A 25,409-nucleotide genomic window follows, 5' to 3' on the forward strand; every position below is an offset into this window, starting at 1 on the left:
GCACGTGACCGGGGGCGCCCTTTCCTTTGCGGCCTTCGTGCGTTACTTGAGCAATATTATTCTGACGCGATCCCGGGAGGCACCCCATGGCCATGACGATGAACGGCGAAGTCCAGCTCGCAGCGCCGCGCGAGGCCGTGTGGGCCAAGCTCAACGATCCCGAGGTGCTGAAGGCCTGCATCCCCGGCTGCGAGGAGCTGGAGAAGACCGAGGACGGCGGCTTCCGTGCAACGGCAAAAATGAAGGTCGGCCCGGTGTCGGCGCGCTTCAAGGGCAAGGTGATGCTCTCGGATCTCGACCCGCCGAACGGCTACAAGATCTCAGGCGAAGGCGAGGGCGGGGTGGCCGGCTTCGCCAAGGGCGGGGCCGCGGTCAAGCTCGCGGAGAAGGACGGCGGCACGCTGCTCTCCTACGATGTCGAGGCGCAGATCGGCGGCAAGTTGGCGCAGCTCGGACAGCGCCTGATCAACGGCACCGCGAAGAAGCTGGCCGACGAGTTTTTCGCGAACTTCGCCAAAGCTGTACAGGGCTAGCGGTACAGGGCTGAAACCTATCGCCTTTCGGCATGGCGCCTTGCGTCCGGGGTGATGTTGCCCCAGGGGACAATGGCCCATATGATGGGTTGGAATAATTATAAGAACCGCTTCGACGGGACCCGTCGGGGCGCTGATAGAGAGTGCTTATGGCAAAAATCTCCCTCATCGTGAACGGCAATCCTGTCACGGCCAACGTCGATCCCCGCACGCTTCTGGTGCAGTTCCTGCGCGAGAATCTGCGCCTGACCGGCACCCATGTCGGCTGCGACACCTCGCAGTGCGGCGCCTGCGTCGTGCATCTCGACGGCAAGGCCGTGAAGTCCTGCACCACGCTTGCCGTGATGGCCGACGGTCACGAGGTCAAGACGATCGAGGGACTGGCCGCCGACGGCGCACCGCTGCATCCGATGCAGGAAGCCTTCCGCGAGCACCATGGCCTGCAGTGCGGCTTCTGCACGCCGGGCATGATCATGACCGCGATCGACATCGTGCACCGCAAGGGCAACGAGCTCGACGATCACACCATCCGCGAGGAGCTGGAAGGCAATCTCTGCCGCTGCACCGGCTACCAGAACATCGTCGCCTCGATCTCCGCCGGCGCCAAGGCGATGGCGAAATCCGATCTCGCGTAACGCGCATCCCGCGATCAGGACATTCAGATGTACGAATTCAAATATCATCGCCCGGGCACCGTGCGCCAGGCGGCCAACCTCCTGGTGAAGAACGAGGACGCCAAGGTGATCGCCGGCGGCCACACGCTGATTCCCGTCATGAAGCAGCGCCTCGCAAGCCCGCCGCATCTGGTCGACCTCTCCCACATCGAGGGGCTCAACACGATCGAGATGAAGGGCCGCTCGCTCGTGATCGGCGCGACCGCCAAGCACGCGGAGGTCGCGACCTCCGCGGTCGTCGGTGAGGCGATCCCGGCGCTGGCAAGCCTTGCCGGCGGGATCGGCGATCCCGCCGTGCGCCACAGGGGCACGATCGGCGGCTCGCTCGCCAACAACGATCCGACCGCGGACTATCCGGCCGCGGTGCTCGCGCTCGGCGCCACCATCGTCACCAACAAGCGCCGCCTCAAGGCCGAGGAGTATTTCCAGGGCCTGTTCACGACCGCGCTGGAAGCCGACGAGATCATCACCAAGGTGATGTTCCCGCTGCCGAAGAAGGCCGCTTACGTCAAATTCCGCAACCAGGCCTCGCGCTACGCGCTGGTCGGCGTGTTCGTGGCGCGCCGTCCGTCGGACGTGCGGGTCGCCGTCACCGGCGCCGGGTCCGAAGGCGTGTTCCGTGTCACCGCGTTCGAGGAGGCACTGAAGAAGCGCTTCGCGTCGAAGGCGATCGAAGGCATCGAGGTGCCGGCGGAAGGCCTCAACAGCGACATCCACGGCAGCGCCGAATACCGCGCCCATCTGATCGGGGTGCTGACGCGCCGCGCCCTCGATGCCGCCAACGCCAAGGAGTGAGGTGACCTCACTCCCCGGCACAAGACTTGCCCCGTGAGGGCGTAAACGAGACTGGCCTTTCATGACTTCAGCGGCCAATACTTCCGGTGCCAATACTTCAGCTGTATTGCCGGCATCGGTCGATGCGATGCTCGAACTCTTGACCTCGCGCGGCTATCTGGCCGAGCGGTCGCTGGCGACGGTGACCTATCTGTCGCTGCGGATGGGCCGGCCGCTGTTCCTGGAAGGGGAGGCCGGCGTCGGCAAGACCGAGATCGCGAAGGTGCTGTCGGCAGCGCTGGGGCGGAAGCTGATCCGCCTGCAGTGCTACGAGGGCCTCGACGTCTCCTCCGCGGTCTACGAGTGGAACAGCGCGGCGCAGATGATCGCGATCCGGATGGCGGAAGCCGCCGGCGACACCGATCGCGATCAACTCTCGAGCGACATCTTCGCCGACCGCTACATGATCAAGCGGCCGCTGCTGCAGGCGCTGGAGCCCGACGTTGCCGGGCCGCCGGTGCTCCTGATCGACGAGCTCGACCGCGCCGACGAGGCGTTCGAAGCCTACCTGCTCGAAATCCTCAGTGACTTCCAGGTGACCATCCCCGAATTCGGCACCGTGAAGGCGCCGCATCCGCCGATCGTCATCATCACCTCCAACCGCACCCGCGAGATCCACGACGCGCTGAAGCGGCGCTGCCTCTATCACTGGGTCGATTATCCCGCCGCCGAGCGTGAGCTCGCGATCGTCAAGACGCGCGTGCCCGGCATCTCCGCGAAGCTGTCGCAGCAGGTCGTGCGTTTCGTGCAGGCGCTGCGCAACCAGGACTTCTACAAGTCGCCTGGTGTCGCCGAGACCATCGACTGGGCCACCGCGCTGTCGGAGTTAGATGCCCGCTCGCTGACGCCGCAAGTGGTCGGCGACACGCTGGGCGCGCTGCTCAAGTACCAGGACGACATCACCCGCATGCAGGGCGATGCCTTGCAGAAGGTGCTGAAGGAAGCGACGAGCGAGAATTGACGCGCGTCAGTTGAGCTTGTCATTCCGGGGCGCGCGTCAGCGCGAACTCTGGTGCGCAATTGCGCACCTGAGAATCTCGCGCCACAATCTCTGGATTCCGGGTTCGTCGCTTCGCGACGCCCCGGAATGACGGAGCGAGGATAGACCATGGCCATCAACCACCTTGCCCCCGAGCAGACCGAGCAGTTCGCCGACAACATCGTCGGCTTCGCCCGCGCGCTGCGCTCCGCCGGCATGCCGGTTGGGCCGGGCGCCGTCATCGATGCCATGAGCGCGCTCCAGGTGATCGACATCGGCAACCGCTCCGACGTCTTCACCACGCTGGAGGCGATCTTCGTCAAGCGCCACGAGCATGCGCTGATCTTCAAGCAGGCTTTCAACCTGTTCTTCCGCGCCTCGGAGGAATGGAAGCACATGCTGGATTCGGTGCCGCTGCCGGAGCAGGCCAAGAAGAAGCCGCAGGCCGGCGCCCGCCGCGTCCAGGAGGCGATGTCGCAGCCGCGCATGACCGAGACGCCGCAGCATCAGGAGCAGGATCTGCGCCTGTCGGTGTCCGACAAGGAAATCCTTCAGAAGAAGGATTTCGCGCAGATGAGCGCGGCGGAGATCACGGAAGCTCTCCGCGCCATCGAGCGGATGCACCTGCCGCAGGCCGAGCTGCTGACGCGCCGGCACCGGCCCGATCCGCGGGGCCTGCGCCTCGACCTGCGCCGCACGCTGCGCGCATCCTTGCGCACCGGCGGCGACATCATCGACATCCATCGCCTCGGGCGGATCGAGAAGCCGGCGCCGATCGTCGCGCTGCTCGACATCTCGGGCTCGATGAGCGAGTACACCCGCCTGTTCCTGCATTTTCTGCATGCGATCACGGATGCGCGAAAGCGCGTCTCGGTATTCCTGTTTGGCACGCGCCTGACCAACGTCACCCGCGCGCTGCGCCAGCGCGATCCCGACGAGGCGCTGGCGAGCTGCTCGGCCTCGGTCGAGGACTGGGCCGGCGGCACCCGGATCTCGGCCTCGCTGCACAACTTCAACAAATTGTGGGCGCGGCGGGTGCTGAGCCAGGGCGCCATCGTGCTCCTGATCTCCGACGGGCTGGAGCGGGAGGCCGATTCCAGGCTCGCCTTCGAGATGGACCGGCTGCATCGCTCCTGCCGGCGGCTGATCTGGCTCAACCCGCTGCTGCGGTTCGGCGGCTTCGAGGCCAAGGCGCAGGGCATCAAAATGATGCTCCCGCACGTTGACGAATTCCGCCCGGTACATAATTTGAGTTCGATCCAGGAGCTGATCACGACGCTCTCCCAGCCGCTGCCGCCGCATCACCGCAGCCTGATCCGCTCCGCAGCTTGAGAGGCCAGCCATGCTCGATCGCGACGAGGACATCCTGAAGGCGGCGGAGGACTGGCAGAAGGCCGGCCGTGGCGTCGCGCTGGCGACGGTCGTCGAGACCTGGGGTTCGGCCCCGCGCCCGGCGGGCTCGAGCCTCGTCATCAATGACGAGGGGACGTTCCTGGGCTCCGTCTCCGGCGGCTGCGTCGAGGGCGCCGTGGTCACCGAGGCCATGGACGTGATCGAGAGCGGCAAGCCAAAAATGCTGGAGTTCGGCGTCGCCGACGAGACCGCCTGGAATGTCGGGCTGTCTTGCGGCGGCACCATCCGCGTCTTCGTCGAGAAGGTCGGCTAGCCGTGAAGCTCGCGATCCTGCACGAACTCAACGCCGAGCGCGCCGCGCGCCGGCCCGTGATCCTGGTGACCGACACCGAGACCGGCGAGCAGCGCCTGGTGAAGGCGGCGGACTTCGCCAAGGACTCGCTGCGGGCCGAGCTGGAAAAGCAGCTTCGCATGGGCAAGAGCGCCAATGTCGAGGCCGGCGGCAAGAAGCTGTTCCTCAACGTCTACGCACCGACGGCAAAGCTCGTCATCATCGGCGCGGTCCATATCAGCCAGGCCCTGGCACCGCTGGCGCGCTCGCTCGGCTATGACGTCACCGTCGTTGATCCCCGCACGGCGTTTGCGAGCCCCGAGCGCTTCCCCGACATTCCGCTTGTTGCCGAATGGCCCGACACCGCGCTGCCGCCGCTCAATGTCGACGCCTATACGGCGTTCGTCGCGGTGACGCACGATCCCAAGATCGACGATCCCGCGCTGCTGCACGCCTTCGAGCGCAACTGCTTCTATATCGGTGCGCTCGGCTCGCGGAAGACGCACGCCAAGCGCGGTGACCGGCTGCGGGCGCAGGGCGCCAAGGAAAGCGACATCGCGCGCATCCACGCGCCGATCGGCCTTGCAATCGGCGCGGTCTCGCCGTCCGAGATCGCGGTGTCGATCATGGCCGAGATCACGGCGGTGCTCCGCCTGCCTCCTAAAGAAAAAGAAGAAGCGGCATGAAGTTCGGCCCGGCGAGCCCCAAGGATGCGATCGGCGGGGTGACCGTCCACACCCTGCGCCAGGGACCGCTGGTGCTGAAGAAGGGCACGACGATCGGACCTGCCGAGGTCGAGGCGCTCGAGCGCGCCGGCATCAAGGATATCGTCGTGGTCCGCATGGAGGCGGGCGACGTCTCCGAGGACGTCGCGGCCGCCAGCATTGCACTTGCCGTCGGCGGCGAGGGCATCCATGTCGAGCGCGCCTTCACCGGCCGCGCCAATCTGTTCGCCGCACAGCCCGGCGTGCTGGTGATCGATCGCGCCGCGGTCGACCGCATCAACAACATCGGCGAGGCCATTACCTTTGCGACGCTCACCGCCTACAAGCCGGTGGTCGAGGGCGAGATGGTCGGCACCGTCAAGATCATCCCGTTCGGTGTCGAGGGGAGCTTGCGCGATGCCGCGGTGAAGGCCGCGGGCAAGGACGTCCTCAAGATCGCGCCTTACGTGATCAAACGCGTCGGCGTGGTCTCGACGCTGCTGCCGGGCCTGTCGTCCAAGGTGGTCGACAAGACCCTGCGCGTCACCGCCGAGCGCCTTGCGCCAGCCGGCGCAAGCATCATCGCCGAGCGGCGGGTCCAGCACGATGAGCGCGCACTGTCGACCGCGATCAAGGAATTGCTCGCGCTCGGCGCCGAGCTCGTCATCGTGTTCGGGGCGTCCGCGATCGCCGACCGCCGCGACGTGATCCCGGCGGCCGTCACCGGGATCGGCGGCGAGATCGAGCATTTCGGCATGCCGGTCGATCCCGGCAATCTCTTGCTGATCGCCCGGGCCGGCAATGTGCCGGTGCTGGGCGCACCGGGCTGCGCGCGCTCGCCGGTCGAGAACGGGTTCGACTGGGTCCTGATGCGGCTCCTCGCCGGCATCAAGGTGACGCGGTCCGAGCTGATGGGCATGGGCGTCGGTGGCCTCTTGATGGAGATCGTGACGCGTCCGCAGCCGCGCGCCCAGCCGGAGACCGAGGGCAACAGCCAGGTCGCAGCCATCGTGCTCGCGGCCGGCCGTTCCACGCGCATGGGCGGGCCGAACAAGCTGCTCGCCGAACTCGACGGCAAGAAGCTGGTGCGGATCGCGGCCGAGCAGGCGCTCGCCTCGAAAGCATCCGAGGTGATCGTCGTCACCGGCCATCAGACCGAGCTGGTCGAGCAGGCGCTGCAAGGCCTGAAGGTGAAGTTCGTCAGGAATCCGGATTTCGCCGGCGGCATTGCCAGCTCGGTCAAGGCCGGGATCGCGGCCGTACCGGAGACCTGCGACGGCGCCCTGGTTTGCCTCGGCGACATGCCGCTGATCGACGCCGGCCTGATCGACCGCCTGATCGACAGTTTTGCGCCGGACCGCGGCAATCTCATCGTCGTGCCCGTCAGCGAAGGCCGCCGCGGCAACCCCGTGCTGTGGTCGCGCCGCTTCTTCAAGGAGTTGATGACGCTCGACGGCGACGTCGGCGCGCGGCATCTGATCGCCAAGCACACCGAGGCCGTCGCCGAAGTGCCGGTCGACGGCGAGAGCGCCTTCCTCGACATCGACACGCCGCAGGCGCTGGAAGCGGCACGAGGGGGATGAAGGTGCCGCAAACGACGGTGCCGTAGGGTGGGCAAAGGCGCGTAGCGCCGTGCCCACCATCTCTTCGTTGCGATTGACAATTGGTGGGCAGGCTGCGCTTTGCCCACCCTACGGCACCTTCCAAACCCGCCGATTTCAACCACCCGTTCACCATCTGGAAACGACCGCCGCTTAGAGTTGCCGCCACCTGCCTTGGGGGTGAGGGGTTTTTCCATGGCTTCGAACGTCGTCGCGCGCCGTTGCGCGATGTTTTTCTTTGCGCTCTCGGTCTGTGTTGCCGGCGCCCGCCACATCACGCATGCGCATGCCGCCGGCGCCATTGCAGTCGGCAAATGCGGTGCCTATGGCCAGGCCTTTGACTACGGCGCCGAGCACGAAGCCCGCGCCGCTGCGCAGAAGCAGTGCAAGGGCGATTGCACCACCGTGACGATGAAGCGCGCCTGTGCCGCGATGTCGGTCGATATGACAAACCCCTGCGGCGCCTATGGCTATGCCGTCAAGCCGAAGATCTCCGCCTCGCTCAACGCCGCCACGCGCGAATGCTACAAATATGGCGGCAAGGAATGCGTGATCCGCGCCTGGGCCTGCGACGCCAAGGGCTGATTCTTGTATTGTCCGGGGCGCGCGGAAGCGCGAACCCGGAATCTCGAGATTCTCAGGTGCGCAATTGCGCACCTTAGTTCGATGCTGCGCCTCGCCCCGGAATGACAATCGAGGAAACACATGCAGTTCGACACCAAGATCGCCGTCGTGATCCGCACCGATCTTCAGGCATGGCAGAAGCTCAACGTTGCGGCCTTTCTCACCAGCGGCATTGCGGCTGCGTTTCCCGAATGCATCGGCGAGCCCTATGAGGACGCCTCGGGCACGGCATATCACGCGCTGATCGGTCAGCCGATCCTGATCTACGGCGCCGATGGCCCGGCCTTGTCGCGCGCACTCGACCGCGCGCTGACGCGCAACGTGAAGCCTGCCGTCTACACCGAGGACATGTTCAGGACCACGCATGATGCCGCCAACCGCGAGGCGGTGAGGGCGGTTGCGCGTGCCGATCTCAATCTCGTCGGCATCGCGATGCGCGCCGAGCGCAAGGTGATCGACAAGATCGTCGATGGCTTGAAGTTCCATAGCTGACGCGGCGTCCAGCTATCCGTCACGACACTGTCATCATGATATCCGTGGCGCATAAATTTGCGCCGTTTGACTCCAATCAAGGGCGCGCCGCGCGGTATCGCTAGTCTGCTCCAAACGTTGCAACGGAGCAGACCCATGCCGACCATGAAAGCCGCAGTCGTCAGACAATTCGGCAAGCCGCTGGTGATCGAGGACGTACCGGTGCCGCAGCCCGGACCCGGCGAGGTCCTGGTCAAGGTGAAGGCTTGTGGTGTCTGCCACACCGATCTGCACGCGGCGTCCGGCGACTGGCCGGTGAAGCCGGTTCCGCCCTTCATCCCCGGCCACGAAGCGGCCGGCGTCGTCGCGGCGCTCGGACCCGGTGTGAAGAATCTGAAGGTCGGCGATGCCGTCGGCGTCGCCTGGCTGCACGATGCCTGCATGTCGTGCGAATATTGCGAGACCGGCTGGGAGACTCTGTGCGAGCACCAGCACAACACCGGCTACAGCGTGAACGGCGGCTTCGCCGAATATGTCATCGCCTCCGCCGCCTTTGCCGCCAAGCTGCCGGCGACGATCGATTTCGCCGGCGTCGCGCCGATCCTCTGCGCGGGCGTCACCACCTACAAGGGCTTGAAGGAGACCGAAGCGAAGCCCGGCGAGTGGGTCGTGATCTCGGGCGTCGGCGGGCTTGGCCATGTCGCGGTGCAGTACGCCAGGGCGATGGGACTCAAAGTCGCCGCGGTCGACATCGCCGAGGACAAACTCGCGCTCGCCCGCGAGACCGGCGCCGATCTCGCGGTCAACGCGCTTGCAGCCGATGCGGTGGACAAGGTGCTGGCAGCGACCGGAGGAGGGGCGCATGGCGTGCTGGTGACGGCGGTCTCGACCGCAGCTTTTGCGCAGGCGCTGAAGATGGTCCGGCGGAAGGGCACCGTCAGCCTCGTCGGCCTGCCGCCGGGCGAATTCCCGACGCCGATCTTCGACGTCGTGCTCAAGCGCATCACCGTGCGCGGCTCCATCGTCGGCACCCGCCGCGACCTCGACGAAGCCATTGGCTTCGCCGCCGACGGCAAGGTCAAGGCCGAGGTGACCAAGGTGCCGCTCGCTGAGATCAACAACGTCTTCGACCGCATGAAGGCCGGCAAGATCGACGGCCGCATGGTGCTGGATTTTGGCTAGCGCCGGTAACTTACGCCGGCGGCATGCCTTCGAACTTCGGCAGGTCCGGATCGAGCTGATCCCAGCCATGCCCGCGCGCGGCGTAGGTCACCGCCTGCGGCTTGTAGCGGGTGGGCTCGTCGAGGCTCGCGGCGCGGATGGTGAAGACATCGGGCATGGCGGCAAAGGTCATGTAGACCGGCAGGCCGCACTGCGGACAAAAGCCGCGCGTCTTCACATTGCCGCTGTCGCCGACCATGTCCCAATGCTTCGCCTCGCCGCTCAGCGTGACGCCGGCGCGCGCGAAGGTCGCGTAAGAGCCGTGGCCGCTGCCGCTTTCCCGCTGGCAGTCCCGGCACTGGCAGTGATTGCTGAACAGCGGCTCACCGAGAATCGAATAGCGGATCGCGCCGCAGCCGCAGCCGCCGGTATAGGGCTTGTCCATCGCAGTATCTCCTTACTCGCCGCTGATCTCGTCGAGCTGACGCACGACCTTCTTCCAGCCGCCGCTCATCACCGTGTAGGCCGACTCGTTCCTGGGCAGGACGAAACCCGCATGAACCAGGCGGATCCGCGTGCCGGCTTCGACCGGGGTGAGGGACCAGGTCACCACGGTGTCGAGCGGCGCGCCGTAGCCGGTGTTGCGCGCATCGCCGCCCTTCCAGGCGTAGACGAGGCGCCTGAAAGCCACGACCTCGAGAACCCGGCAATGAATGACGCCGTCCCAGTTGCCGCCCGGTTTGGTCTGGAACGTGAAGGCGTTGCCTTCGACGGCTTCAAAGCCGGTCGGCTGCATCAGCCAGCGCGCGATCAGCTGCGCGCTGGTCAGCGCCTTCCAGATCGTCTCGGCCGTGTGAGGGAAGACCTCGTCGATGACGATGTCTTTTGTTTCGGCTTGCAACGCGGCTGCACTCACGGGTCGATCTCCTTCAAGAGGTCACGCAGGTTCTGGAAGCGCTCGCGCCAGAAGACGCCGTAATGATCCATCCAGGTCACCAGAGGTTCGAGTCCCTGCGGTGCGGCGCGGTAGTAGACGTTGCGGCCCTCGGCACGCTCGGCGACGAGGCCGGCCTGCTTCAGCGACTTCAGGTGCTGCGAGACGGCTCCTTGCGTGACACCGCTGCCGCGCGTCAGCTCGGCGACGCTGATCTCCTTGCTCTCGAACACACGCTCGAACACGGCACGCCGGGTCGGATCGGCGAGGGCGCGCATGACGGTGGTGACGGGGTTTGGGGCAGCTTCAATCATGTAGTTCAATTAGCACCGGCTAATTCATTAGTCAATGCTAATTCATTGGCTTGAATAGGACTGCTTCACTGTCTTGACTATGACTGACTAGTCAGTCATATATTACAAATGACCAAGAAGCCGACCCAAGCTGCCTTGCCGACCGCAACCCGCGCCAGCGCGAAGGGCCCTGCTGGCAGCGTGGAGGCGCCCGCCTCGAACCGCGCCACGCGCGCGGCGGAGCGGCGTGCGGCGATCGTGGAGGCGGCGATGGAGGAATTCATCGCGCGCGGCTTTGCCGCGACCAGGCTCGATGACATCGCCAAGCGTGCGGGCGTGGCGAAAGGCACGATCTACCTGCACTTCAAGGACAAGGAATCGATGTTCGAGGAGCTGGTGCGCATCGTCATCGTGCCTGTCGTGGCGCGGCTGACCACACTGCCGCCTCCGGCGGGCTCGGTGCGCGACCTGATCGAGGCCTTCGCCGGCAACTTCCTGAAGGAGGTGATCGGCACGAAGCGCGGCGATCTCGTGCGCCTGATCGTGGCGGAGGGGCCGCGTTTTCCCTCGGTCGCCGACTTCTACTACCGCGAGGTGGTCTCGCGCGGGATCGCCGCCATGCGCGCGCTGATCGAGCTCGGCATTGCCCGCGGCGAGATCCGCGAAAAGGATCTCGCGCGCTATCCGCAGATCCTGGTCGCGCCCGCGATGATCGCGGTGATCTGGCAGAGCCTGTTTGCGCGGCATGCGCCGCTCGATGCGCAGGACATGCTGCGCGTTCATCTTGATTTGATTTTTGGCGAACGGAGGACGACATGATGTCGTCGCGGGTATTTTCTGCATTTGCATTGGCGCTCGTGCTCGCAACCGGCCTTGCCGGATGCAAGGAGAAGCGCGATCCCGGTTTCCAGGGCTGGGTCGAGGCCGACATGATCTATGTCAGCCCCGATGAAGCGGGCCGGGTGACGAAGCTTGGCGTGCGCGAGGGCGACGAGGTCAAGGTCGGCGATCAGCTCTATTCCGTCGACGATGATCTCCAGCTCGCCGATCTCAACCAGAACAAGGCCACGCTGGCGAATGCGCAGCAGACCTATGATCGTGCGGCCTCGCTGAACAAGACCGGCTCCGGCACCCAGGCCAATCTCGACTCGGCCGTCTCCGCCCTGCGCGTGGCCGAGGCGCGAGTGGCGACCTCGGAGACGCGGATGGCGCGGCGCAAGGGCTTTGCCCCGGTGGCCGGCACCATCCAGCAGATCTATTTCCGCGAGGGCGAGATGGTGGCGGCGCAGCGGCCGGTGCTCTCGATCATGCCGCCCGGCAACATGAAGCTGCGCTTCTTCGTGCCGGAGACCGAGCTGCCGAAGCTTGCCATCGGCGACACGGTGCGGATCGCCTGCGACAATTGCGCGGCCGATCTCACCGCGAAGATCTACTTCATCGCGACCTCGGCAGAATACACCCCGCCTGTCATCTACAGCCTCGAGGAGCGCAACAAGCTCGTCTATCTCATCCAGGCGCGGCCCTCGCGTCCCGACGCTCTTCGCGTCGGGCAGCCGATCGACGTCTACCTCAATCCCAAGACACCCATGGCGGACAAGCGATGAACGGCGGCAACGGCATCGCGATCGACGTCAAGGGCCTGTCCAAGTCGTTCGGCGGCCGCGAGGTCGTGCACGATCTGTCGATGCAGGTGAAGCGCGGCTCGATCTACGGCTTCCTCGGGCCGAACGGTTCGGGCAAGACCACCACCATCCGTATCCTCTGCGGCCTGCTCACGCCCGACAGCGGCGAGGGCACCTGCCTCGGCTACGACATCCGGCGCGATGCCGAGAAGATCAAGCGCCAGGTCGGCTACATGACCCAGCGCTTCAGCCTGTACCAGGACCTGTCGGTGCGCGAGAATCTCGAATTCGTCGCACGGCTCTACGGCCTCACCGACGCCCGCGGCGCCGCACGCGACATGATCAAGCGGCTCGGGCTGTCGGGGCGCGAGGAGCAGCTTGCCGGTGAGCTCTCCGGCGGTTGGAAGCAGCGGCTGGCGCTCGGGGCCTGCACGCTGCCGAGCCCAAAGCTGCTGCTGCTGGACGAGCCGACGGCGGGCGTCGATCCCAAGGCGCGGCGCGATTTCTGGAACGAGATCCATGCGCTCGCGGCCGACGGCCTCACCGTGCTGGTCTCGACCCACTACATGGACGAAGCCGAGCGCTGTCACGAGATCGCGTATATCGCCTACGGCCATCTGCTGGCGCACGGCACGGTGGAGGAGGTGATCGCGAAGTCGGCGCTCACGACCTACACCGTCACGGGCGAGGACTTGAACGGGCTCACGGCCGCGCTCACCGGCAAGCCGGGCGTGGACATGGTGGCCCCGTTCGGGACCTCGCTGCACGTCTCCGGGCGCGACGTTGCCGCGTTAGAGGCCAGCATCGCGCCGTGGCGCGACAAGAGCGGCCTGCACTGGCATAAATCGTCGCCGTCGCTCGAGGACGTCTTCATCGAGCTGATGAGCCGCTCCAGGGACAATTTCCAATGAGCGCAGCCGATCAAACCGCCCCAACGCACGAGATCCGCGAACGCTTCGGCTTCTGGAAGCGCTCCTACGCGATGCTGATCAAGGAGTTCATCCAGCTGAGGCGCGACCGCGTCTCGTTTGCGATGATCGTGATGCTGCCGGTGATGCAGCTCCTGCTGTTCGGCTACGCCATCAACACCACGCCGCACCGTCTGCCGAGCGCGGTGCTGCTGCAGGAGGATTCCGACCTCGCCCGCTCGATCCTGAAGGCGTTGGAGAATACCGCCTATTTCCGTTTCCTCTACGAGGTGCACGACGTCGACGATTTCGACAATCTCTTGAAATCCGGCAAGGTGCTGTTCGGCGTCGAGATCCCGCGCGGCTTCGAGCGGGCGGTCCGGCGCGGCGACAAGCCGGCGCTGCTGGTCGCGGCCGACGCCACCGATCCGGTTGCGGCGAGCTCGGCGATCGGCTCGCTCGGCATGGTCGTGCAGACCGCACTCAAGCACGATCTCTATATCGGCGATCCCCCGGAGATGCCGTTCGAGATCCGCGCGCATGCCCGCTACAATCCGGCCGCGGCTTCGAGCCTCAACATCGTGCCGGGCCTCGTCGGCACCATCCTCACCATGACCATGCTGATCTTCACCGCGCTCTCGGTCACGCGCGAGGTCGAGCGCGGCACCATGGAGAGCCTGTTGTCGATGCCGATCAAGCCGGTCGAGGTGATGTTCGGCAAGATCATCCCTTACGTGCTGGTCGGCTTCGTGCAGGCCTTCCTGATCATCGGCATCGGCGTCGGCCTGTTCGGCGTGCCCGTGCTCGGCAATCTGTTCCTGCTGGCGCTGCTCTCGACGCTGTTCATCACCACCAATCTGTCGATCGGCTACACCATCTCGACATTGGTGCAGAACCAGCTCCAGGCCATGCAGATGTCGATGATGTTCTTCCTGCCGAGCATCCTGCTCTCCGGCTTCATGTTCCCGTTCGCGGGGATGCCGGCCTGGGCGCAATATGTCGGCGAGGCCTTGCCGCTGACGCATTACCTGCGCATCGTCCGTGCCATCATGCTGAAGGGCGCGACCATGCAGAACCTGCGCTTCGACGCGCTGGCGCTGGCGGCCCTGATGCTGATCGCCATGACCATCGCCGTGACGCGCTTCCGCCGCACGCTGGATTGAGGCAAACTGGCCCTTGAACGTCATTCTGGGACACGCGAAGCGTGGGCCCGGAATCTCGAGATTCCGGGTTCGATGCTGTCGCATCGCCCCGGAATGACCAGGGGGAATGATGGCCAGGTTTGCGAGCAGGAAGACGCGGCAGCATGCCGTTCTGTCGGAGGACGTCGAGCGCGAGCTGACGCGGGAGGTGTTGCGCACCGAGCTGTTGCGGGTGCGGGCGCTGATCATCACCGGCTGCGTCATGATCCTGTTCCTCACCTCGACCTTCCTGATCGACCCTGCTCTCGTCAACCGGGTCTGGCGCGGGACGGAAGGCCTCGTCCGCGAATACATCCTGTTGGGGGGCTTCATCCTGTTCGAGGCCTGGGTCCACAGCCAGATCAGGCGAAACCTCAAGCTCGATCGCGACCTGCCGGTGATCAGGCGCTATATCGGCGCCTTTATCGAAACGTCGCTGCCGACGATCATCCTGATCCTGCAGATCCGCAGCATGGGCGCTGGGCCCGCGCTTGGTTTCGTGCTGCCGCTGGTCTATTTCATTTTCGTCATTCTTTCGACGCTGCGGCTCGATTTCTGGCTGTCCACCTTCACGGGATTCGTGGCTGCGGCCCAACTCCTCGCCGTCGCGCTGTATTACAATTCGGTGAACGACGCAGGCGAGCCCCTGGCCTACTTCCACGCCGTGCGTAGCACTGTCATCCTGATCTGCGGCGTGCTTGCGGGCGCCGTCGGTGCGCAGCTCCGCCGCCAGTTTGCCGCGAGCATCGCAGCCGCCACCGCGCGCGACCGCGTGACGAACCTGTTCGGCCAGCATGTGTCCCCGCAAGTGGTGGAGCGGCTGATGGCGACAGGAACCAGCGCAAGCGGCGACGTCCGCCGCGTCGCGGTGATGTTCGTCGATTTCCGCGGCTTCACCGCCGGGGCGCAGACGCGCACCCCGCAGGAGGTGGTCGACCGGCTCGACGGCGCCTTCGCGGTGCTGGTCGACATCCTCGACCGCCAGGGCGGCATCGTGAACAAGTTTCTGGGCGACGGCTTTCTCGCGCTGTTCGGTGCGCCGCTAGAGGCATCCGACGCCGCGCACCGTGCGGTCGCCGCGGGTCGCGAGATGCTGAGCGCGATGGACCATATCAACGCGGAGACGAGCTGGCCGCTGCGGATCGGCATCGGCATCCATTTCGGCGAGGTCGTCGCCGGCAATATCGGCTCGCCCCGGCGCAAGGAGTACACGGTGATCGGCGACACCGTGAACTTCGCCTCGCGCCTGGAGGCGCTGAACAAGGAGTTCGGCTCGCAGCTCCTGATCTCCGAGTCCGTTCGCGAAGCGCTCGGCGAAGACGCCAGCGATGCCGTCCCGCTCGGCGAGGTCGAGGTGCGCGGCTACGAGCAGAAGGTAGCGGTGTTTCAGCTCGGTTAGCGCGCCTTCACATGTGAGTCGCGCGTCGTTGAAGCGCGGTCGCGCTGGGTTGAAACCGCGTGATGAAATTTCCCTGCTAGCTTTCGGGTCCTGCACTTTGGAAGCCGAAACGTCTCGGCTTTCACTTGTTACCCGGAGAAAGCCAATGACCCGATTGACCCTTGTTGCTGCCGTCCTGATCGCCGCCGCCGCCACCCAGGCTCAGGCCGCATCGGTGCGCCACGCTGCCCCGCCGCACGCCGCTGTGACTCAGGCGGCGACCGACTCCTGCGTCAGGGCTCCGGCAGAGGGTTCGTATGCCTCTGCGCCCTACACGCAGCCCCCCTGCCTGCCGAACACGGGCTACTCGTACGCCTACTAACGATCACGACCGACGATGTCGGGCTGGCGAAATGCGCTAGCCCGGCTTCGCGAATTGCTGCGGCCCGTTAGCTTCCAACACGTCAATGCGATTGCTCCGATTGCACTCAATTTTGGGGCATGACGGGCGATGTTTTCGGCTTGTAGAGTGCTGCGCGATGCGGCCGCTCGTGGCCGCGACTTGCATGGGGAAGTGCAGATGCAGCGCCGCTACATCACCGTCGACGTGTTCACCGACCGCGCCTTCGGCGGCAACCAGCTCGCCGTGGTGCTCGACGCCGGCGGGCTCACGACGCAGCAGATGCAGGCGATCGCCACCGAGTTCAACTATTCCGAGACCACCTTCGTGCTGCCGCCGCGCGACAAGGCCAATGACGCCGAGGTGCGCATCTTCACGCCGGTGAGAGAGATGCCGTTCGCCGGTCACCCCAATGTCGGCACCTCCTTCGTGCTGGCGAGTCTTGCGAAGGAGCCGAAGCCGCGCCTTCTGTTCGAGGAGAAGGCGGGTCTCGTGCCGGTCGACATTTTTCGCGAGCAGGGAAGGGTCATCAGCACCGAGCTGACCGCGCCGCAGCCGCTGTCGCGACTGGCGGAAGTTTCCGCCGCTGACGTTGCGGCCTGCATCTCCCTGACGGCTGATGACATAAGGACCGATCACCATGCGCCACAGGTCGTCGGCGTCGGGACGCCGTTCGTGGTGGCGGAGCTGCATTCGCGCGATGCGCTAAAGCGGGCGAGGCCCGATGCCGCCGCCTTCGGCAGGGTGCTTCCGCGCGACGGTGCCTTCTCGGTGTGGTTCTATACGCGCGACGTGGCCGCGGCGGAGGCGCCTTGCGATATCCAGGCGCGGATGTTCATGCGCGGCGCCGGTGGCTTCGCCGAGGACCCAGCCACCGGCAGCGCCACAGTTGCCGCCGCCGCGCTGTTCGCCGATCTCGATCCCGTGCGCGACGGCGAGCTGAAGCTCACGGTCGGCCAAGGCTTTGACATGGGGCGGCCGAGCCTGCTGCTGACGCGCGTGCGCAAGCAGGACGGCAAGATCGTCTCCGCCCATGTCGGCGGCAGCTGCGTGCGGATGATGGAGGGGACGTTCCGGCTCGCGGGGGAGGGGTAAGCCGTCATTCCGGGGCGCGCGTAGCGCGAGCCCGGAATCCATCTCGCCACGCGTACTGCCGCCTGATGGATTCCGGGCTCGCGCTACGCGCGCCCCGGAATGACGAGACCTACACCTGCCGCCCCGCCAGATTCTTCACCGTCACCCCATCGCGTTCCTCGATGATCTCCGCGATCATCTGGCGGTGGCAATGGGTGTGGTCGCGCTCGTAGCAGAGCAGGCACACCGGGCCGGCCTTCTTCACCAGCGCCGAGAGCTCGTCCATCTCTTCCTTCGCCTGCGGCGTCTTCAGGTGCTTTGAATAGATCTTCTCCAGCACGTCATATTGCCCGCTGCGGGCGGCGAGGCGCCCCTCCTTGGGCGTGCCGAGCGCGGCGAGATGGACATAGGCGATGCCGCGCTCGTCGAGGCCTGCGGACAGCTGCTTCTTGGAAAAACCGGGCCGCCGCGACGACGTCACTGCGCGCACGTCGACCACGAGCTTGACGCCGGCTTCTTCCAGCTCGTCGAGCACCGCCTTGGGCGGTGTCTGCTCATAGCCGATGGTGAAGAGCTTCTTCGCCTTTGCCATGAACCATCCTCAGCTCACCCGCGCGATCAGTTCCATGGCGCCATGCGGTGCGCGCACCTTGCCCTCGTGGATGACATAGGCGAACACGTCGCGCGGCTCCTTCTTCGGCTTTGCCTCGTCAACCTTCGGCAGGTCGTCCGGTTCACCGCCCGAAGCCCAATCCTTGAAGCGCTCGGCCCAGGCATCGAGCTGCTTCGGCGGATAGCAGGTCTTGATCTCGTCATTGCCCTTCTGCAGCCGCGCGTAGACGAAATCGCCGGCGACGTCGGCGATGGCGGGATACTTGCCATGCTCGGCGAACACCACCGGCGTCTCGAATTCGCGGATCAGCGCGACGAAGTCGGGCGTGCAGAAGCTGTCGTGGCGGACCTCGACCACATGGCGCAGCGCGCGCCCGTCGAGCTTGCGGGGGAGCAGCTCCAGAAACTTGCCGAAATCGGCGCCGTCGAACTTCTTGGTCGGCGCGAACTGCCACAGCACCGGACCGAGATGGTCGCCGAGTTCCAGCACGCCGGAATCATAGAACCGTTTGATGGAATCGCCGGCCTCGGCCAGCACGCGGCGGTTGGTGGCAAAGCGCGGTCCCTTGACCGAGAACACGAAGCCTTCGGGCACCTCGCTCGCCCATTTGCGAAAGCTCTCCGGCTTCTGCGAGCCGTAATAGGTGCCGTTGATCTCGATCGAGGTCAGCTTCGAGGCCGCATAGGACAGCTCCTTCGCCTGCGTCAGCTTCTCAGGATAGAAAACGCCGCGCCAGGGCTCGAAGGTCCAGCCGCCGATGCCGATGAAGATGTTGCCGGATTTTTTGGACACGGTTTTTGCTTTGGCCACGGAAGGATCTCGCATCGACGTGGAGGGGAGGCCGGCATCCTAATCAAACCAGTTGTGATTGGCCAGTTGCCGCGTCCCGTCTAAGCTCGCGAAGATCATCTGCGAAAAGGAGAACAAGATGCGGATGCTGATGCTGGGAGCGGCGCTCATCATGATGACATCTGCTGCCATGATGTCTGCTGTTAGGGCGGACGATGACGACGACAAGAACGCGCAGAAGCTCGCGATGCAGGGCCGCGACGATTACTGGCATTGCCTGGCGCGGGAATATTCGCGCGATTCCAATCAGGGCCTGTCGGAGCAGGATTTCGGCCGCTCGGTCGCGGGCGCCTGTCCGTCCGAGCGGCAATATTACCGGGTGGCCTTGCTGGACTATCTCACCACGCAATATCCGAACATCGATGCCGGCGCCCATCTCGCGACCGCGAACAGGGCGGTCGAGTCGGCGCAGAAGGACATCGTCACGGCCTTCGTCAAGCACAGGCCGCCGCAGAAATAGCTCCATTGATTGTCTGGTCCTTGGGGCCCTTCCGGCTGCGCGTTCATCCGTGGTATCACTCGCCGCATCTGGAACAGGGATGGGTTTCCATGTCGTCTGAGTCGGTGGGGGGCATTCTGGGCGCGATCGTTGCGGCGGTCGTGCTTGCGGTCGCCGTCGTCTTCGGGCCGATCGGCCAGTACGGCAAGCCGCCAAAGCCGGCCAAGGTCGAGCCGGGCCCTGCGGCGGCACCGGCAGCCCCTGCCGCGCCCGTGCCGCGAGGCCCGGTGATCAAGGAAGTCCCGAACTAATCCCGGAAAGGGGCTTTTGTCCCCTTGAAAAGCGGTTTTGCCGTCCCCATCTAGCTTCTAACGGCGACGTTGAGCAAAAAACTCCGGCGCTGGGACGACCTTGGAATAGCTTGGGCCTGCGCCGGATGTACGCGCGGTCCGCCGTTCCGGGGTCGTTGGCATTTTAGGGCCCCTTTTGGCCCGTCCCCCCTTAAAACCCCGGCTTGGCAGCGCAGGACGCGGCGGATATACGCTGCCGTCATGAATGAAGCGATCAGACCGGGCTCCGACCATCCGCCGCAGGCTCAAGAGGGGCCGGAACTGTCGGTCATCGTCCCGACCTTCAACGAGCGCGACAATGTCACGGTGCTGTACCGGCGCCTGGAGGCGACGCTCGTCAACGTCGCCTGGGAAGTCGTGTTCGTCGACGACAATTCGCCCGACGGCACCTGGGACGTCGTGCGCGCGCTGGCGCAGCGCGACAGCCGCGTGCGCTGCGTCCGCCGCATCGGCCGCCGCGGCCTGTCGGGCGCCTGCATCGAGGGCATCCTGGCCTCCAGCGCGCCCTATGTGGCCGTGATCGACGCCGACCTCCAGCACGACGAGACGCAACTGCCGAAGATGCTGCTGCTGCTCGCGAGCGACCAGGCCGAGCTCGTGGTCGGCAGCCGCTATATCGAGGGCTACAAGAGCGAAGGCTTCAACAAGCAGCGCGCCGGCGCCAGCGCGCTGGCGACCGAGGTCGCCAGGAAGATGCTGCGGGTCGAGATCGCCGATCCCATGAGCGGCTTCTTCATGATCCGCCGCGACCGTTTCGAGCAGCTCGCGCCAAAGCTGTCGGTGCACGGCTTCAAGATCCTGCTCGACGTCGTCGCAACCGCCCATGGCGGCTTGCGCGCCGTCGAGATTCCCTACACCTTCGGCGCCCGCCAGCACGGCGAGAGCAAGCTCGATTCCATGGTCGCGCTCGACTTCCTCGGCCTGGTGCTGGCCAAGCTGACCAACGACATCGTCTCGCTGCGCTTCATCCTGTTCGCGATGGTCGGTGGCATCGGCCTCGTGGTGCATCTCACCACGCTGTTCATCGCCCTCCAGCTGTTCAAGGCGCCGTTCGCGGAGGCGCAGGCTGCCGGCGCCATCGTCGCCATGACCAGCAATTTCATCCTCAACAACTTCCTCACCTATCGCGACCAGCGGCTGAAGGGCTTTGCGCTGCTGCGCGGCTTGATCGCCTTCTACATCGTGTGCAGCGTCGGCCTGCTCGCCAATGTCGGCGTCGCTTTCTCGGTCTACGACCAGGAGCCGATCTGGTGGCTGGCCGGCATGGCCGGCGCGCTGATGGGCGTGGTGTGGAACTACGCGATGTCCGGACTGTTCGTCTGGCGCAAGAAATAGCTCGCAATGGGCGGAGCTGACGCGCGGATCGTCCGCAACACCGCGCTGGTGATTCTCGCGCTGGTGGCCCTGCGGCTGGTCGCGGCCGCATTCACGCCGATCACCTTCGACGAAGCCTATTACTGGATGTGGTCGAAGAACCTGGCCGGTGGCTACTATGACCACCCGCCGATGGTCGCCTACGTCATCCGCGCCGGCACCATGATCGCCGGCGACACCGAGCTCGGCGTCCGCCTGGTCTCGATCCTGCTCGCGCTGCCGATGAGCTATGCGATCTACCGCTCGGCCGCGATCCTGTTCGGCGGCGCCCGTGTCGCTGCGACCAGCGCCATCCTGCTCAACGTGACGCTGCTGGCCTCGGTCGGCACGCTGATCGTGACGCCCGATGCGCCGCTGCTGGTCGCCTCCAGCTTCGTGCTGTTCTTCCTCGCCAAGGTGCTGGAGACCGGCCGCGGCATCTGGTGGCTCGCGGTCGGCGCCGCGGTCGGCGCGGCGCTGCTGTCGAAATACACCGCGATGTTCTTTGGCGCGGCCATCCTGATCTGGCTCGTTTCCGTGCCGAAGCTCAGGCGGTGGTTTCTCTCGCCCTGGCCCTATCTCGGCGGCCTCGTTGCGCTGGCGCTGTTCTCGCCGGTGATCCTCTGGAACGCCGATCATCAATGGGTCTCGTTCGCAAAGCAGCTCGGGCGCGCCAAGATCGAGGACTTCCGTCCGGTCTTCATCGCTGAGCTGATCCCGACCCAGATCGCGTTCGCGACCCCGCTGGTCTTCATCCTCGGCGCGATGGGCCTGCACGCGCTGACCTGGTATCGGGCCGGCGCGCAGGCCTCGCGCGTGCTGATCGAGACGATGTTCTGGACCATCGTCGCCTATTTCGTCTGGCATTCGCTGCATGCCCGCGTCGAGGCCAACTGGTTTGCGCCGGTCTATCCGCCCTTCGTGATCGCGGCCGCGGCCGCCGCCAACCTCGTGCAGTGGAAGCCGCGCGCGCGCCGCCTGGCGGACTTCTGCCTGCGCTGGGCCGCGCCCGTGGGCATCGTGATGTTCGCAGCGCTGATCGTGCAGGCCAACACCGGCTGGCTGTCGGGCTATCGCCGCGACGCGACCGTGCGCAGCGTCGGTGTCGGCTGGCGCGAGCTCGCCGCGCAAATCGAAGCCGAGCGCGCGCGCGTTGGTGCGACCTGCGTGCTTGCGCCGGACTACGGCACCACGGGCTGGCTCGCCTTCTACCTGCCGCGCGGCACCTGCGTGGTGCAGCAGAACCAGCGCATCCGCTGGGTCAACATGCCCGAGCCCGATCCCAAGCTGCTCGCCGGCAAGCTGCTCTATGTCGACGAGCTGCGCGCAGGCGGCCATCCTGCTGTCCACGACCTCTTTGCGCAGTTGACGCAAATCGCGCAATTGCAGCGCAAGCGCGGCCCGCTCGTGGTCGAGACCTACGGCATCGATCTCCTGGAAGGCGCCAAGGGCGACGTGCTCGACCGCTCGCCGCCGCCGGAAGCAAGGTAGACCCTCATCGTCGTCCCGGCGCAGGCCGGGACCCATACCGCGTGATCTATCGATTAGCGCAGGTGTCCGTACCGCGTGAAGATCTGTTCACGACCAGCCTTCGCCAAATCGCTCCCTGTGGTTATGGGTCCCGGCCCCTCGTGCGCAATTGCGCACGAGGCCGGGACGACAAGGGAGTGTTCAGTCGATCATCTCTGCCCCGGTCGCCGCCGCGCCCGGCTTGCTCTCGTCGCGCCAGAACCAGACCGCAACCGTGCCGGAGCGGCCGCGGACCTGCGTGCGCAGCGGGCCTCTCAACGAGCTGTCGGGGTCGCCGAGGAAGTCGGCCGCATCCAGCAGCGTATCGCTGAGCGCGAGCTGCGCGCCGTTCTGGGCCGCGACCTCCATCAGCCGGTTCGCGACATTGACGGTGTCGCCCGTCGCGGTGATGTGCTGGTGGCTGCCGCCAAGGCGCGAGGCGACGATCGGGCCGCAATGCGCGCCGATCTTGAAGCCGAGCTGATCCCCGATTGCGGGCGGCAGTGAAGCGATCCAGCGATCGACGCTGCGATGCAGCTCGATGGCGCATTTGAGCGCGCGCGCCGCATCGTCGGGCATCGCGCCGGGCAGGCCGAACAGGATCATGGCGCCATCGCCGAGGAAGCCGGTGACGATGCCGCCGCACGCTGTCGCCGCCGTGTCGATCCGCGCGTGAAACGCATTCAGGATATCCCGCAACGCATCGGGATCGGTCCGTTCGCTGAGCGCGGTGAAGCCCGAGAGATCGATGAAGACGACGGCCGCATTCTGCCGGACCGGCTTCGCCAGGAAATCGGGATCGCGCGCCAGCCATTCCTGCACCGCCGGCGCCTGGAACTGCGCCAGCGACCTGCTCTTGGCGGTGAGATATTGGGCCTTGCGGCTTCCCGCCCACAGCTGCACGCCGGCAAAGACCGCAACCGGCGGGACCGTCGCTGCGAGCGTGGTCGCGGCGTTCAGCCAGACGCCGTGCGTGAAGGCGAACAGGTTGAGCCCGGCCCAGGCGATCATCACCACGGCGGCGGCGACAAGCCCGAGCGCGCTGCGCCGCCAGGCGAGCAGGCCGACCAGCAGCACCGGCAACAGGATCGCGATGAGCGCATCGGCGATATGAACCTTGCGGTCGCGCATGATGCCGTCGCCGGCGACGAGATGGGTGATCGCGGTGGAGATCACTTCGACGCCGGGCATGAGGGAGTCGAACGGCGTCGGATAGAAGTCGCCGCCGCCGGCGACCGAGGCCCCGATCACCACGATCCGGTTCTCGATTGCCGCGCGATTGAGCGTGCCGTCGAAGATGCTCTGCGCGCTGACGGTGCGGATGGTGCGGCGTGGGCCGTAATAAGTGATCGGCAGCGCGAAGTCGCTGTCGGTCGGCACGGCGCGATCGCCCAGCATGAGATGGTCCGGCGCGATCGTCAGCGGCTTGTCGAGCGCGCGGGTCGCGACGCGCAAGGGGAATGAGAGCTCGACCTTGTCATGGGTCCGGAACAGCATCGGCACCGAAAGCGGCGAGCCGGATTGTCCCGTGGCGACGTTGACGACGCCGACCTCGGCATGGTCGGCAAATGCCGGCAGCGGCAGCAGGAAGCGCTCAGCTTGCGGCAGGACGGCGAGGGGCCCCTGGCTGCCGAGCGCCACGGTCTCGCTCGCGGACGGGAAGATCGCCGCGGCCGCGAGCACCATCGGACCGGTGGCGAGCGTACTGGCGAGCGTGGCATCTCCGATCGCGGCGCTGCGGTCGACCAGCAGCAGGTCGATGGCGACGACCTTGGGCTTGAACTGCACGATGGTGTCGACGACGCGGGCGAGATCGGCGCGCGGCAGCGGATAGCTGCCGCCGCGTTTCACCACGGTGTCGTCGATCGCGACGATGGTGACGAGATCGGGCGGTGCCTGCACGCCGCGGACCTGCGTCCGCCAATCCGTCAGCGTCGCCTCGAGGCGATCGAGAAAGCGAAGATGACCGTTGGCGTGAGCTGCATAGATGCCGGCACCCCACAGCGCGGTGAGGACGAGGGCCACCAGAATCTGAACGCGTCTCGTCATTACGTCATGCAATCTCTTTGTAGCCCGGGCCTTGCTGCGCGGGCCTCAATTCTCGGAGCCTTATTGACCCAGTCTTATTGGCCTAGTCTTGCCATCAGCGCGTCGACGCGCGGCTGGCCCCATGTCTTGACGGTCAATGGACCGGTCGCCTCGACATCGACGCCTTCGCCCGGTCCGAGCACGACGCCGCGTCCGCCGCTCCTGCGGGAGACGCCGACGCGGCCGTTGGCGACGAAGACCGCGGTCTTGGCCTCTGCGACATCGACGGCCCATTTGGTGCCGCGCACGGCGGCGATGGCCCGTGGCGTCAGCACCTTGAAGGGATTGCCGCCGGGCTTTTTGGGCACATCGACCAGCAGCGCTTTGCTGCTCAACTCCACGGAGTCAATATGTCCGTCGCGGTTGGCGTCCTTTAGTTCAAATCTGGCGCCATTCTCCGCGACAATCGTGATCCCGTTGTCGCAGCGCCAGAGTTGCGTTCCGGCCGCGGATGGCGAGGGCGTGCAACCCGCGTGGGCCGGCTGCGCGGCCGCGTATTCCATCAACAACAACGACCACGCCAGAGCAATGACTCCGGCGCGTGCGATCCCTTTCATGCCAGCCTCCGTTTGCGTGCTCGGCACAGTTCAAGGCGATGTTGATACGGTACCGTATCACACGCAGAGGCTGCTGAATAGTGCCGCTTCTCGCAGCTATTTTCTCGCTGCGGCATTTTCCAGTTCTGGCGCGATCAACTTTCAGTCAGGGCGCCGTGCCGCGTGAGCGCCAAGCCTCGCCCTCTCATCGCAAGCGGGGGAGAGGCGCGAATGGGAGATGGCGCGCACCAGCCTCGCGCAATCCTTCCCCGCTATCGTCCGGATATTGAGGACCACGAAAATGACTTGGTTGGTGCGTTTAGAGAGGCAGCCGTAAGACGTTCGCTGATCGCCCGATCCAGTCGAGAATTATGGTTAACAAACGCGACTAAGTCCGTAGTTCTGCGGGCTTTTTTCTCAGAATGAGACAGCGTTAACGAGCTGCCCCACATCTGCCCGAACTTAATCCGCATTTAACTAAAAGTCGCCTTAATGACGCTCCGACCCTCTGCGAGATGCTGTTCCCGGATCGTGACCAGCGGCGCTTCGAAGGGGGACTGAGTGACACCGTCCTGGACGCAAGGCGAATGAGTACGAGTATCGCTGCGCAGAGTAAC

The 25,409-nt window shown here is 65.7% G+C and carries 28 protein-coding genes; 21 read left to right on the forward strand and 7 right to left on the reverse strand.

The window, feature by feature from the left end; all coding sequences use genetic code 11:
• Positions 1–86: 86 nt before the first annotated feature.
• The 11 genes from JQ603_RS24355 (at position 87) to adhP (ending at position 9,286) form a co-directional block, all read left to right on the forward strand.
• Positions 87–533: an SRPBCC family protein gene (locus JQ603_RS24355; RefSeq protein ID WP_212343210.1), complete on the forward strand. Its 447-nt coding sequence runs from the start codon at positions 87–89 to the stop codon at positions 531–533.
• Positions 534–682: 149 nt separating this feature from the next.
• Positions 683–1,168: a (2Fe-2S)-binding protein gene (locus tag JQ603_RS24360; protein WP_008137528.1), complete on the forward strand. Its 486-nt coding sequence runs from the start codon at positions 683–685 to the stop codon at positions 1,166–1,168.
• 27 nt (positions 1,169–1,195) lie between these two features.
• Complete coding sequence (locus JQ603_RS24365; protein ID WP_212343211.1) at positions 1,196–2,002, forward strand: FAD binding domain-containing protein; 807 nt, start codon at positions 1,196–1,198, stop codon at positions 2,000–2,002.
• Positions 2,003–2,063: 61 nt separating this feature from the next.
• On the forward strand, positions 2,064–3,002 hold the full coding sequence (locus JQ603_RS24370) for an AAA family ATPase (protein ID WP_212343212.1): 939 nt from the start codon (positions 2,064–2,066) through the stop codon (positions 3,000–3,002).
• A 147-nt stretch (positions 3,003–3,149) separates the two neighbouring features.
• Positions 3,150–4,352 (forward strand): vWA domain-containing protein, encoded by a 1,203-nt coding sequence (locus JQ603_RS24375; RefSeq protein WP_212343213.1) that lies wholly within the window; start codon positions 3,150–3,152, stop codon positions 4,350–4,352.
• Between the two features lie 10 nt (positions 4,353–4,362).
• The gene (locus tag JQ603_RS24380; protein WP_008564652.1) at positions 4,363–4,686 is read left to right on the forward strand and encodes an XdhC family protein; all 324 of its coding nucleotides are present in this window, start codon (positions 4,363–4,365) and stop codon (positions 4,684–4,686) included.
• A 2-nt stretch (positions 4,687–4,688) separates the two neighbouring features.
• A complete protein-coding gene (locus JQ603_RS24385) occupies positions 4,689–5,390 on the forward strand; it encodes an XdhC family protein (protein WP_212343214.1) in 702 nt (233 codons plus the stop codon).
• Positions 5,387–6,991 (forward strand): NTP transferase domain-containing protein, encoded by a 1,605-nt coding sequence (locus JQ603_RS24390; protein ID WP_212343215.1) that lies wholly within the window; start codon positions 5,387–5,389, stop codon positions 6,989–6,991. The genes JQ603_RS24385 and JQ603_RS24390 overlap by 4 nt, the downstream gene beginning before the upstream one ends.
• Positions 6,992–7,204: 213 nt before the next feature.
• Positions 7,205–7,594: a DUF4189 domain-containing protein gene (locus JQ603_RS24395; RefSeq protein ID WP_212343216.1), complete on the forward strand. Its 390-nt coding sequence runs from the start codon at positions 7,205–7,207 to the stop codon at positions 7,592–7,594.
• Positions 7,595–7,714: 120 nt separating this feature from the next.
• Positions 7,715–8,125, forward strand: a complete 411-nt coding sequence (locus tag JQ603_RS24400; protein ID WP_212343217.1) for a DUF2000 family protein — start codon at positions 7,715–7,717, stop codon at positions 8,123–8,125.
• A 135-nt stretch (positions 8,126–8,260) separates the two neighbouring features.
• Positions 8,261–9,286: an alcohol dehydrogenase AdhP gene (gene adhP, locus JQ603_RS24405; protein WP_212343218.1), complete on the forward strand. Its 1,026-nt coding sequence runs from the start codon at positions 8,261–8,263 to the stop codon at positions 9,284–9,286.
• 10 nt (positions 9,287–9,296) lie between these two features.
• Here adhP and JQ603_RS24410 read toward each other — a convergent pair whose 3' ends face one another.
• The 3 genes from JQ603_RS24410 to JQ603_RS24420 are packed head-to-tail and all read right to left on the reverse strand — an operon-like array spanning position 9,297 to position 10,513.
• Positions 9,297–9,710 (reverse strand): GFA family protein, encoded by a 414-nt coding sequence (locus tag JQ603_RS24410; RefSeq protein WP_212343219.1) that lies wholly within the window; start codon positions 9,708–9,710, stop codon positions 9,297–9,299.
• A 12-nt stretch (positions 9,711–9,722) separates the two neighbouring features.
• Positions 9,723–10,181 (reverse strand): SRPBCC family protein, encoded by a 459-nt coding sequence (locus JQ603_RS24415; protein ID WP_212343220.1) that lies wholly within the window; start codon positions 10,179–10,181, stop codon positions 9,723–9,725.
• On the reverse strand, positions 10,178–10,513 hold the full coding sequence (locus JQ603_RS24420) for an ArsR/SmtB family transcription factor (RefSeq protein ID WP_212343221.1): 336 nt from the start codon (positions 10,511–10,513) through the stop codon (positions 10,178–10,180). Before JQ603_RS24420 ends, JQ603_RS24415 begins: the two co-directional genes overlap by 4 nt.
• A gap of 108 nt (positions 10,514–10,621) precedes the next feature.
• Here JQ603_RS24420 and JQ603_RS24425 point away from each other — a divergent pair, with 108 nt between their 5' ends.
• From JQ603_RS24425 to JQ603_RS24450, 6 genes are all read left to right on the forward strand, one after another.
• On the forward strand, positions 10,622–11,311 hold the full coding sequence (locus JQ603_RS24425) for a TetR/AcrR family transcriptional regulator (protein ID WP_212343222.1): 690 nt from the start codon (positions 10,622–10,624) through the stop codon (positions 11,309–11,311).
• Positions 11,308–12,096, forward strand: coding sequence for an HlyD family secretion protein (locus tag JQ603_RS24430; RefSeq protein WP_212343223.1), 789 nt, complete (start codon positions 11,308–11,310; stop codon positions 12,094–12,096). The genes JQ603_RS24425 and JQ603_RS24430 overlap by 4 nt, the downstream gene beginning before the upstream one ends.
• Entirely contained in the window at positions 12,093–13,025 is a 933-nt protein-coding gene (locus JQ603_RS24435; protein ID WP_212343224.1) for an ABC transporter ATP-binding protein, read from the forward strand. Before JQ603_RS24430 ends, JQ603_RS24435 begins: the two co-directional genes overlap by 4 nt.
• The gene (locus JQ603_RS24440) at positions 13,022–14,185 is read left to right on the forward strand and encodes an ABC transporter permease (protein WP_212343225.1); all 1,164 of its coding nucleotides are present in this window, start codon (positions 13,022–13,024) and stop codon (positions 14,183–14,185) included. Before JQ603_RS24435 ends, JQ603_RS24440 begins: the two co-directional genes overlap by 4 nt.
• Before the next feature lie 109 nt (positions 14,186–14,294).
• Complete coding sequence (locus tag JQ603_RS24445; protein WP_212343307.1) at positions 14,295–15,602, forward strand: adenylate/guanylate cyclase domain-containing protein; 1,308 nt, start codon at positions 14,295–14,297, stop codon at positions 15,600–15,602.
• Between the two features lie 559 nt (positions 15,603–16,161).
• Positions 16,162–17,076 carry a PhzF family phenazine biosynthesis protein gene (locus JQ603_RS24450; protein WP_212343226.1) on the forward strand — a complete coding sequence of 305 codons (915 nt, stop codon included), beginning with the start codon at positions 16,162–16,164 and terminating at the stop codon, positions 17,074–17,076.
• 109 nt (positions 17,077–17,185) lie between these two features.
• Here JQ603_RS24450 and JQ603_RS24455 read toward each other — a convergent pair whose 3' ends face one another.
• The gene (locus JQ603_RS24455) at positions 17,186–17,647 is read right to left on the reverse strand and encodes a DUF488 domain-containing protein (protein ID WP_211408933.1); all 462 of its coding nucleotides are present in this window, start codon (positions 17,645–17,647) and stop codon (positions 17,186–17,188) included.
• A 9-nt stretch (positions 17,648–17,656) separates the two neighbouring features.
• Entirely contained in the window at positions 17,657–18,493 is an 837-nt protein-coding gene (locus JQ603_RS24460; RefSeq protein ID WP_212343227.1) for a DUF72 domain-containing protein, read from the reverse strand.
• Between the two features lie 103 nt (positions 18,494–18,596).
• On the opposite strand from JQ603_RS24460, the gene JQ603_RS24465 reads away from it, so the two are divergent.
• The 4 genes from JQ603_RS24465 (at position 18,597) to JQ603_RS24480 (ending at position 22,150) form a co-directional block, all read left to right on the forward strand.
• Positions 18,597–18,977, forward strand: a complete 381-nt coding sequence (locus JQ603_RS24465; protein WP_212343228.1) for a hypothetical protein — start codon at positions 18,597–18,599, stop codon at positions 18,975–18,977.
• An 89-nt stretch (positions 18,978–19,066) separates the two neighbouring features.
• Positions 19,067–19,267 carry a hypothetical protein gene (locus JQ603_RS24470; RefSeq protein WP_212343229.1) on the forward strand — a complete coding sequence of 67 codons (201 nt, stop codon included), beginning with the start codon at positions 19,067–19,069 and terminating at the stop codon, positions 19,265–19,267.
• A gap of 240 nt (positions 19,268–19,507) precedes the next feature.
• A complete protein-coding gene (locus tag JQ603_RS24475) occupies positions 19,508–20,641 on the forward strand; it encodes a glycosyltransferase family 2 protein (RefSeq protein ID WP_212343230.1) in 1,134 nt (377 codons plus the stop codon).
• 6 nt (positions 20,642–20,647) lie between these two features.
• Positions 20,648–22,150, forward strand: a complete 1,503-nt coding sequence (locus JQ603_RS24480; RefSeq protein WP_212343231.1) for a glycosyltransferase family 39 protein — start codon at positions 20,648–20,650, stop codon at positions 22,148–22,150.
• A 180-nt stretch (positions 22,151–22,330) separates the two neighbouring features.
• On the opposite strand, the gene JQ603_RS24485 is transcribed toward JQ603_RS24480, so the two are convergent.
• Positions 22,331–24,217, reverse strand: coding sequence for a CHASE2 domain-containing protein (locus JQ603_RS24485; protein WP_212343232.1), 1,887 nt, complete (start codon positions 24,215–24,217; stop codon positions 22,331–22,333).
• Between the two features lie 74 nt (positions 24,218–24,291).
• On the reverse strand, positions 24,292–24,813 hold the full coding sequence (locus JQ603_RS24490) for a FecR domain-containing protein (RefSeq protein WP_212343233.1): 522 nt from the start codon (positions 24,811–24,813) through the stop codon (positions 24,292–24,294).
• Positions 24,814–25,409 lie beyond the last annotated feature (596 nt).

Source organism: Bradyrhizobium liaoningense (assembly GCF_018130825.1).
GTDB classification, from domain to species: domain Bacteria; phylum Pseudomonadota; class Alphaproteobacteria; order Rhizobiales; family Xanthobacteraceae; genus Bradyrhizobium; species Bradyrhizobium liaoningense_B.

Bases quoted from the DNA above. Each gene is read 5' to 3' on its own strand.
- JQ603_RS24355 (WP_212343210.1), top strand. From the start codon at position 87: ATGGCCATGACGATGAACGGCGAAGTCCAGCTCGCAGCGCCGCGCGAG.
- JQ603_RS24360 (WP_008137528.1), top strand. From the start codon at position 683: ATGGCAAAAATCTCCCTCATCGTGAACGGCAATCCTGTCACGGCCAAC.
- JQ603_RS24365 (WP_212343211.1), top strand. From the start codon at position 1,196: ATGTACGAATTCAAATATCATCGCCCGGGCACCGTGCGCCAGGCGGCC.
- JQ603_RS24370 (WP_212343212.1), top strand. From the start codon at position 2,064: ATGACTTCAGCGGCCAATACTTCCGGTGCCAATACTTCAGCTGTATTG.
- JQ603_RS24375 (WP_212343213.1), top strand. From the start codon at position 3,150: ATGGCCATCAACCACCTTGCCCCCGAGCAGACCGAGCAGTTCGCCGAC.
- JQ603_RS24380 (WP_008564652.1), top strand. From the start codon at position 4,363: ATGCTCGATCGCGACGAGGACATCCTGAAGGCGGCGGAGGACTGGCAG.
- JQ603_RS24390 (WP_212343215.1), top strand. From the start codon at position 5,387: ATGAAGTTCGGCCCGGCGAGCCCCAAGGATGCGATCGGCGGGGTGACC.
- JQ603_RS24395 (WP_212343216.1), top strand. From the start codon at position 7,205: ATGGCTTCGAACGTCGTCGCGCGCCGTTGCGCGATGTTTTTCTTTGCG.
- JQ603_RS24400 (WP_212343217.1), top strand. From the start codon at position 7,715: ATGCAGTTCGACACCAAGATCGCCGTCGTGATCCGCACCGATCTTCAG.
- adhP (WP_212343218.1), top strand. From the start codon at position 8,261: ATGCCGACCATGAAAGCCGCAGTCGTCAGACAATTCGGCAAGCCGCTG.
- JQ603_RS24410 (WP_212343219.1), bottom strand. From the start codon at position 9,710: ATGGACAAGCCCTATACCGGCGGCTGCGGCTGCGGCGCGATCCGCTAT.
- JQ603_RS24420 (WP_212343221.1), bottom strand. From the start codon at position 10,513: ATGATTGAAGCTGCCCCAAACCCCGTCACCACCGTCATGCGCGCCCTC.
- JQ603_RS24425 (WP_212343222.1), top strand. From the start codon at position 10,622: ATGACCAAGAAGCCGACCCAAGCTGCCTTGCCGACCGCAACCCGCGCC.
- JQ603_RS24430 (WP_212343223.1), top strand. From the start codon at position 11,308: ATGATGTCGTCGCGGGTATTTTCTGCATTTGCATTGGCGCTCGTGCTC.
- JQ603_RS24435 (WP_212343224.1), top strand. From the start codon at position 12,093: ATGAACGGCGGCAACGGCATCGCGATCGACGTCAAGGGCCTGTCCAAG.
- JQ603_RS24440 (WP_212343225.1), top strand. From the start codon at position 13,022: ATGAGCGCAGCCGATCAAACCGCCCCAACGCACGAGATCCGCGAACGC.
- JQ603_RS24445 (WP_212343307.1), top strand. From the start codon at position 14,295: ATGGCCAGGTTTGCGAGCAGGAAGACGCGGCAGCATGCCGTTCTGTCG.
- JQ603_RS24450 (WP_212343226.1), top strand. From the start codon at position 16,162: ATGCAGCGCCGCTACATCACCGTCGACGTGTTCACCGACCGCGCCTTC.
- JQ603_RS24455 (WP_211408933.1), bottom strand. From the start codon at position 17,647: ATGGCAAAGGCGAAGAAGCTCTTCACCATCGGCTATGAGCAGACACCG.
- JQ603_RS24460 (WP_212343227.1), bottom strand. From the start codon at position 18,493: ATGCGAGATCCTTCCGTGGCCAAAGCAAAAACCGTGTCCAAAAAATCC.
- JQ603_RS24465 (WP_212343228.1), top strand. From the start codon at position 18,597: ATGCGGATGCTGATGCTGGGAGCGGCGCTCATCATGATGACATCTGCT.
- JQ603_RS24470 (WP_212343229.1), top strand. From the start codon at position 19,067: ATGTCGTCTGAGTCGGTGGGGGGCATTCTGGGCGCGATCGTTGCGGCG.
- JQ603_RS24475 (WP_212343230.1), top strand. From the start codon at position 19,508: ATGAATGAAGCGATCAGACCGGGCTCCGACCATCCGCCGCAGGCTCAA.
- JQ603_RS24480 (WP_212343231.1), top strand. From the start codon at position 20,648: ATGGGCGGAGCTGACGCGCGGATCGTCCGCAACACCGCGCTGGTGATT.
- JQ603_RS24485 (WP_212343232.1), bottom strand. From the start codon at position 24,217: ATGACGAGACGCGTTCAGATTCTGGTGGCCCTCGTCCTCACCGCGCTG.
- JQ603_RS24490 (WP_212343233.1), bottom strand. From the start codon at position 24,813: ATGAAAGGGATCGCACGCGCCGGAGTCATTGCTCTGGCGTGGTCGTTG.